At 69.2% G+C, this 6,694-nt stretch carries 5 protein-coding genes and 2 pseudogenes; 6 read left to right on the forward strand and 1 reads right to left on the reverse strand.

Features of this window, described 5'->3' with window-relative positions; translation table 11 throughout:
- From JOD27_RS44290 to aspA, 6 genes and pseudogenes are all read left to right on the forward strand, one after another.
- A pseudogene (locus JOD27_RS44290) lies at positions 1-203 on the forward strand (ectoine/hydroxyectoine ABC transporter ATP-binding protein EhuA); the annotation flags it as partial.
- Positions 204-272: 69 nt separating this feature from the next.
- Complete coding sequence (locus JOD27_RS44295; RefSeq protein ID WP_204768412.1) at positions 273-1,226, forward strand: succinylglutamate desuccinylase/aspartoacylase family protein; 954 nt, start codon at positions 273-275, stop codon at positions 1,224-1,226.
- Entirely contained in the window at positions 1,223-2,671 is a 1,449-nt protein-coding gene (locus JOD27_RS44300) for an aldehyde dehydrogenase family protein (RefSeq protein WP_204768413.1), read from the forward strand. Before JOD27_RS44295 ends, JOD27_RS44300 begins: the two co-directional genes overlap by 4 nt.
- Before the next feature lie 125 nt (positions 2,672-2,796).
- Positions 2,797-3,462, forward strand: a complete 666-nt coding sequence (locus JOD27_RS44305; RefSeq protein ID WP_204768414.1) for a haloacid dehalogenase type II — start codon at positions 2,797-2,799, stop codon at positions 3,460-3,462.
- A gap of 19 nt (positions 3,463-3,481) precedes the next feature.
- The gene (locus JOD27_RS44310; protein ID WP_204768415.1) at positions 3,482-4,765 is read left to right on the forward strand and encodes an NAD(P)/FAD-dependent oxidoreductase; all 1,284 of its coding nucleotides are present in this window, start codon (positions 3,482-3,484) and stop codon (positions 4,763-4,765) included.
- 62 nt (positions 4,766-4,827) lie between these two features.
- A complete protein-coding gene (gene aspA, locus JOD27_RS44315; RefSeq protein WP_204768416.1) occupies positions 4,828-6,240 on the forward strand; it encodes an aspartate ammonia-lyase in 1,413 nt (470 codons plus the stop codon).
- A 266-nt stretch (positions 6,241-6,506) separates the two neighbouring features.
- Here aspA and JOD27_RS44320 read toward each other — a convergent pair.
- Positions 6,507-6,694: pseudogene (locus JOD27_RS44320) on the reverse strand (ectoine/hydroxyectoine ABC transporter ATP-binding protein EhuA); the annotation flags it as partial.

Consider the following 6,694-nt stretch of genomic DNA (forward strand, 5'->3'; position numbering starts at 1 on the left):
AAGTCCTCTCCGTCATGCGCGACCTCGCCCACCACGGCATGACCATGCTCGTCGTCACCCACGAGATGGGCTTCGCCCGCGACGTCGCCGACGAAGTGCTGTTCATGGACGGTGGAGTCGCCGTCGAACGCGGCGACGCGCGTGAGGTGCTGGCCAACCCCCGCGAGAAGCGCACCCAGGAGTTCCTGGAAAGGGTGCTGTAGATGGCGGATGGACGCGAACAAGACGGCGACCGTACCGCATCTGAACCACCTGTTTGGGAAGGAACCCACATGTACTCCATCGGTCCGCTGACCGTCGCCGCAGGTGAGCGCGCTCAGGGCCTCATCCCGGTCGGCACCAGCAGCTACGGCGTGGAGCTCGGCATTCCGCTGATCGTCGTCAACGGCGCCCAGGACGGCCCGGTCCTGTGCGTGGACGCGGGCGTGCACGGCGACGAGTACGACGGCCAGGAGGCCATCCGGCGGGCGCTCGCCGAGCTCGACCCTGCCACCCTGCGCGGCACCGTCGTCGGCATCCCGTGCATGAACACGCCGGCGTTCGAGGCGGCCGCCCGCGCGAGCGGCATCGACCACCTGAACCTCAACCGGATCTTCCCCGGCGACCCCAAGGGCTCCTACTCGCAGCGGCTGGCCGCCACGTTCGTCGAGCAGGTCGTTCCTGTCGTCGACGCCGTGGTCGACCTGCACACCGGTGGCGCCTACGGCGAGATCGCCCCGCTGGTCATCCTCCAGGGCGGCTACGAGGACCTGGCGACGGACATCGCCCTCGCCGCCGGGCACGAGCTGGTCTGGAAGGGCGGCAAGTGGGGTGGCACGGTCCGTCACCCCGTGCTGGAGGCCGGCAAACCCGCCATCACCATCGAATGCGGTGGCGCGACGTACCGCGAGGCCAACGTCGAGCGGCACCTGCACTCGATCCGCAACATCCTGCGCAGCCTCAAGATGATCGACGGCGAGGTGGAGCTGCGGGACGTCTACACGGCCGTCTCCGGCACGTTCGCCCGTTCGAACGCCGGCGGCTTCTTCGTCAGCCACTCCGAGCCGGGTGACACCTGCAAGGAAGGCGACCTGATCGGCCAGATCGTCGACCACTACGGCAACACGCTGGAGGAGGTCCGTGCCGACTGGGACGGGATCGTGCTGTGGGTGCGCCGGATCCGCACCGTGCGCCCCGGCGACGAGGTTGTGATCTTCGGTGCGGTCGAAGGCGAGATCAAGCCATGAACGTCACCGAGCTGCTGATCGACGGCAAGCGGGTGCCCGCTGCCGACGGTCGCACCTTCACCGTCGTGGACCCGTCGCTGGGCGACCCGATCGCCGAGGTGTCGTTGGCGGGCAAGGCGGACGTGGACGCCGCCGTCGCTGCGGCCCGTGCCGCGTTCACCGCTCCCGATTGGGCGGGGATGCGCGCGGCGGACCGCGGCCGGCTGCTGTACCGGATCGCCGAGGCGATCAGGGCCGACGTCGAACGGCTGGCCCGGCTGGAGAGCCTGGACGTGGGCAAGCCGCTGAAGCAGGCCAGGGCCGACGTCGAAGCGGCCGCGCGGTACTTCGAGTTCTACGCGGGCTTCGCGGACAAGCTCGGCGGCTCCACCATCCCGCTGGGACCGGGCCTCGTCGACTACACCGTGCGCGAGCCGATCGGCGTTTCCGGGCAGATCATCCCGTTCAACTACCCGCTGCAGAACACGGCGCGGGGGAGTGCGCCCGCGCTGGCGGCGGGCTGCACGGTGGTGCTCAAGCCGTCGCCGGAAGCGCCCCTGACCCCGTTGGAGATCGGCCGGATCGCGCTGGAGTGCGGTCTGCCGCCGGGCGTCCTGAACGTCGTGCCCGGCGACGGCGAGACCGGTGCGGCACTGGCCGGGCATCCAGGCATCGACCAGGTGACGTTCACCGGCTCGGTGGCCACCGGGATCAAGGTCGCCCAGGCCGCCGCGGCGAACGTGGTGCCGTCGGTCGTCGAGCTGGGCGGCAAGTCACCGGTCGTCGTGTTCGCCGACGCCGACTTCGACCTGGCGCTGGGTGCCATCGCGGCCTCGGCGTTCGGCAATGCGGGCCAGACCTGCTCGGCTGGAACCCGGCTGCTGTTGCAGCGCGGTGCCGAGGAGTTCCTGGACCGGCTGGCGGCCCACGCGAACGCGCTGCGCGTGGGCCCCGGTCTCACCGACCCCGACGTCGGGCCGCTCGTCTCGGCACGCCAGCGCGACAAGGTGCTCGGGTACCTGGAGCTGGCCCGCGAGGAGGGTGCGACCGTCCGCGCCGGCGGTGGCGAGCCCGCGGATCTGACGCTGCGCCGCGGTTACTACGTGGACCCGACCGTCCTTTCCGGACTCACCAACCAGAACCGGGTCGCCCGTGAAGAGATCTTCGGTCCCGTCGTGACCGTCATCCAGTTCGACGACGTCGACGAGGCACTGGAGATCGCCAACGACAGCCCGTTCGGCCTGTCGTCGTACGTGTGGACCCGCGACATCGACAAGGCACTGCGGATGGCGCACGGCATCCGTGCCGGCCAGGTCAACGTCAACGCCACCGGCGTCGGCACCGGCGTGGAACTGCCCTTCGGAGGCTACAAGCACAGCGGCTGGGGCCGGGAGAAGGGCCTGGAGGGGCTGGACAGCTACACGCAGACCAAGAACGTGTGCATCGGGTTCGGGAACGGCACATGACCCCGCAGCAGGTCACCGCCACCGCGGCGGCGGCCGGCTGGATCCCCACCGAGGCCGACCTGGCCGCACTCGACGAGATCGTGACCCCCGGCGACCGGGTGGTCTGAGAAAGAGGAATGGACATCATGCGTCAGATCGTCACCTTCGACGCCTACGCGACCCTGATCAACTTCGAGCTGGCGCCGACCACCCTGAAGGTGCTGGCCGACCGGCTGGATCTGGACGGGCTGGACGTCGACGAGTTCCTGGACGACTTCCGGGTCATGCGCTTCCAGGCGGTTCTGGAGGCCTACCGGCCCTACCGCGAGGTCCTGCACTCCAGCCTGCGCAACGCCATGCGGCTGCACGGCCTGGAGTACCGCGAGTCCGACGGCGACGCGCTCGTCGAGGCCGTCCCGACCTTCGGGCCCTGGCCCGAGGTGCCCGACGCGTTGCGGGCGCTGAAGAAGAAGTACGAGATCGCGATCATCTCCAACACCGACGACGACCTCATCGCGCGCAACGTCGAGAACATCGGCGTGGAGTTCGACTACGTGATCACCGCGCAGCAGGCCAAGGCGTACAAGCCGGACCGCCAGACGTTCGAGTACGCCTTCCAGACCATGGACGTCGACCCGAGCCAGGTGATCCACGTCGCGCAGGGCTGGGAGTACGACCACATCCCCACCAGGGATCTCGGACTGCGGCGCCGCGTGTGGATCAACCGCTACGGCCGTCGCGGCAGCAGTGACTACCAGCCCTACGACGAGCTGCCCGACCTGTCCGGGCTGCCCGCCCTGCTCGGCTGCTGACACCGGAGGAACCGCCGCCATGAAACAGATCCCCTACTGGCTCGACACCGCCCCGCAACGGCCCGACCGCTCGGGCAAGCCACTTCCCGAGAGCGCGGACGTGGTGGTCATCGGCGGCGGCCTCACCGGCCTGTCGACCGCCTACCACGCGGCGCGCAAGGGCGCCTCGGTGGTGCTGGTCGAGAAGGACCAGATCGGCTCCGGCGCGTCCGGCCGCAACGGCAGCATGTGCACGCAGGGCATCACGATCCCGCCCGGCGAGGCGCGCAAGCGGTATGGCCAGGAGCGTGCTCTTGAGCTGTACAACGCCTTCCGCGATGCCGTGGACCTCGTCGAGGACCTGACGCTGAGAGAGCAGATCGACTGCGACTTCACCCGCGCCGGGCGCCTCGGCCTGGCCTGCAAGCCCAAGCATTTCGAGCATCTGCAGGCCAAGCAGCGCGAACTGGCCGAGAACTTCGGTCACGAGACGGTCGTGCTGAGCAAGAGCGACCTGCGGGCCGAGATCGGCTCGGACTACTACCACGGCGCTCTGCTCGACCCGCTCAGCGCCGGCCTGCACGTGGGCAAGTTCGTCGGTGGCCTGGCCGACGCCGCCGAGCGGGCCGGCGCCGCGATCCACGAGCGCAACGCCGCCACCGGACTCACCCGGTTGCCCGGCGGCGGCTTCGTGGTGGAGACCATGCACGGCACCATCCGTGCCAAGCAGGTCATGGCGGCGACGGACGCCTACACCGACAAGTCGATGCCGTGGTTCCGCAAACGGCTGATCAACGTCGGCAGCTTCATCATCGTCACCGAGCCGCTGGGGGAGGCGCGTGCCAAGGAGCTCATCCCGAACGGCCGCCTGCTGGTCGCCCACAAGAACGTGGGCCACTACGTCCGCCTCACCCCGGACAACCGCCTCGCGTTCGGCGGCCGGGCCCGCTTCGCCCCGTCGAACCCGGCCTCCGACATCAAGAGCGGCGACATCCTCAAGCGGGAGATGACGGAGATCTTCCCGCAGCTGGCCGGGGTGCGGATCGACTACGTGTGGGGAGGCATGGTCGGCTTCTCCTGGGACCGCATCCCGCACGCGGGGGAGATCGACGGTCTGTACTACTCCATGGGTTACTGCGGCCACGGCGTCCAGATGGCCACCTACATGGGCCGTGCGGTCGCCGAGATGATGGACGGCAAACCGGAGGCCAATCCGTTGCGCGGCCTCGGTTTCCCGAAGGTGCCCGTGCCGTTCTACAACGGCACCGCGTGGTTCCTGCCCTTCGGCGGCGCCTACTACAAGGCAAAGGACCGCTGGAGCTGATACCGCTCGGCCTTCCGCGACGGCCCTCGCGTCGCGGAAGGCCCTCCTTCCGAAGGACTGTCATGACTGCCGCAGACTCCCGAAGAGAGCACGACCTGCTCGGCGACCGCGACGTGCCCGCCGACGCCTACTGGGGCGTGCACACGTTGCGCGCCACCGAGAACTTCCCGATCACCGGCACGCCGATCTCCGCCTACCCGCACCTGGTCGAGGCCCTCGCCGCGGTCAAGGAAGCCGCCGCGCTCGCCAACGAGGAACTGGGCCTGCTCGATTCGGCGAAGGCAGCCGCGATCGCCGAGGCGTGCCGGGAGATCCGCGCGGGCAAGCTGCTCGACCAGTTCGTCGTGGACGTGATCCAGGGCGGAGCCGGCACCTCGACCAACATGAACGCCAACGAGGTCGTGGCGAACCGCGCGCTGGAGCTGCTCGGCCACTCGAGGGGCCAGTACTCCTTGCTGCACCCCAACGAGGACGTCAACCTCGGCCAGTCCACGAACGACGTGTACCCGACAGCCGTGCGGATCGCGACGATCTTCGCCGTGCGCGGACTGCTGGACGCGATGTCCGTGCTCCAGGAAGCGTTCGCCCGCAAGGCGGTCGAGTTCCGCGACGTGCTGAAGATGGGCCGCACGCAGCTGCAGGACGCGGTGCCGATGACGCTCGGGCAGGAGTTCTCCACCTACGCCGTCATGCTCGACGAGGACCGCGCCCGGCTCGCCGAGGCGGTCTCGTTGATCCACGAGATCAACCTGGGCGCCACCGCGATCGGCACCGGCCTCAACGCGGCGCCGGGCTACGCCGAGGCCGCGCGCCGGCACCTCGCCGCGATCACCGGCCTGGAGTTGGTGACGGCCGCGAACCTGGTCGAGGCCACTCAGGACTGCGGTGCGTTCGTGCAGATGTCCGGTGTGTTGAAACGAATCGCCGTCAAGCTGTCGAAGACCTGCAACGACCTGCGCCTGCTGTCGTCCGGCCCGCGCGCCGGGTTCGGCGAGATCAACCTGCCGCCGGTGCAGGCCGGTTCGTCGATCATGCCGGGCAAGGTCAACCCGGTGATCCCCGAGGTCGTCAACCAGGTCGCGTTCGAGGTGATCGGCAACGACGTCACCGTCACCATGGCGGCCGAGGCCGGCCAGCTCCAGCTCAACGCCTTCGAGCCGATCATCCTGCACTCGCTGTCCGAGTCGATCACGCACCTGCGCGCGGCTTGTCTCACTCTGGCCGAGCGTTGCGTCTCCGGCATCACCGCCAACACCGAGGTGCTGCGAGCGGCCGTCGAGAACTCCATCGGTCTGGTCACGGCGCTCAACCCGTACATCGGGTACGCCGCCGCCACCGACATCGCCAAGGAGGCACTCGTCACCGGCAGGGGAGTGGCGGAACTCGTGCTGGAGAAGGGTTTGCTGCCCGCCCAGAGCCTGGCCGACCTGTTGCGGCCCGAGGTGGTGGCCGGCTGCGGCCCGGCGGCCACCTGACGTCCTGCCGGTCTCAGACCTGCTGAACGCACTGGAGAACGGTGTGCGGGCCGCCTTCGGCGGTAAGCCGTCCGTTCTGGAGCAGCAGGCGGTTTTCCGCCCGCGAGGGCTCGTCGAGAACCCGAAACACCCCAGCGGTGTCAGTCCGGTAGGGAGTCGTCTTCATTTCGGGGTCCTCGGCGGGAAGTTTCGAAGGGCAGCGCGGCCGGGCACCACAAGGGCCCTGGCCGACGGCGCTGTCGGCGCCGGCCCGGCCGTGCCGCTGTCTACAGCACCCTTTCCAGGAACTCCTGGGTTCGTTTTTCGCGGGGGTTGGCGAGTACTTCGCGTGCGTCGCCGCGTTCGATGGCGACGCCGTTGTCCATGAAGAGGATTTCGTCGGCGACGTCGCGGGCGAAGCCCATCTCGTGGGTGACGACGAGCATGGTCATGCCGTGGTGGGCGAGGTCGCGCA

Source organism: Lentzea nigeriaca, assembly GCF_016907955.1.
Classification (GTDB): Bacteria; Actinomycetota; Actinomycetes; order Mycobacteriales; family Pseudonocardiaceae; genus Lentzea; species Lentzea nigeriaca.